The 952-nt window shown below is 56.3% G+C and carries 1 protein-coding gene and 1 pseudogene; both read right to left on the minus strand.

Translation table 11 applies throughout. The features are described from left to right. Positions 1-175: 175 nt before the first annotated feature. Entirely contained in the window at positions 176-535 is a 360-nt protein-coding gene (locus ACP7AU_RS17705; RefSeq protein WP_426052277.1) for a DUF4440 domain-containing protein, read from the minus strand. A gap of 314 nt (positions 536-849) precedes the next feature. Beyond that, positions 850-952: pseudogene (locus ACP7AU_RS17710) on the minus strand (IS630 family transposase); the annotation flags it as partial.

Below are 952 nucleotides of genomic sequence, written 5' to 3' on the forward strand. Positions count from 1 at the left end.
CCGTCTCGACCACGAACGGCTCGAAGAACGCCCACTCCGCATCCGACATCAAACCACGAACCAAGGCTGCTCTCCGCAAAGAACAGCCTTGAATCAGCGATCAAGCGATTTGGGAATCCACTTTGTCCACACGGCCTAGTACGGACCGCGTAGCATCTCGCCGCTTCAGCTTGCGCTAGCCGACGGAAAGCGGCGGGGTCTGTTGATGTTGAACCACCCGCCACACATCATGCTCAAGCCTCCGGTATGTGGACGTGCACCAAGCCTCGTAGCCCGCTGCTCCATCCTTTTCAGCGTGTGCCTTGTAAGCCACAACAATCAGGCCTTCTTCGGGACGTGAGATTTGCCCTTCTGTGATGTCCACGCTCGTCCAGCGGGGCGTATGGGATACGGCTTCAATGGCCGCACTACCTCCAAGCACGTGCGGTTCTGATGGCAGAACCATCAGGCAGGCATCGTCGACGAGCTCGCGATAATGATCAGCGTCCCCCGTCCAAAGGCTTTCCTCAAAAGTCCAAACGCGCGGGTCGTCCATATCCATTTCCTCAATGGTGTCAGTCTGACAATCCGGATTGTGCGTCGATGTTCCACGAGCAAATCGTAGTGGAGTGTCTTAGGCCGCTCAGACAGTGGTGTAACTGTGGATCGGCGTCCAAAACGGACCCCCATTGCTATTCCGATAACCGACTGACGTGAATGAAGAAAGTTATCCGACGTGGGGTCCCGAGCGGTGCCGATGTCATGCAAGCTACTGCCAGAAGAGTCTTTTAGATCAGCGGCTTGGTCAGAATGGAGAGGGTCCCGTTTTGGACGCCGATCTACATTCGAGCAACCTAGAGCATTTTCGGATCAGTCTGCATCGTAGCCTGCGGCGGCGAAGTAGTTTGCGCATTCCTGCGGTGAGTAGGTCTGGATGATGCGGGCGATGGCGTCCCAGAGCTGCTCGATGGAT

The sequence above is a fragment of the Brevundimonas sp. SL161 genome (genome assembly GCF_049896985.1).
Lineage (GTDB): Bacteria > Pseudomonadota > Alphaproteobacteria > Caulobacterales > Caulobacteraceae > Brevundimonas.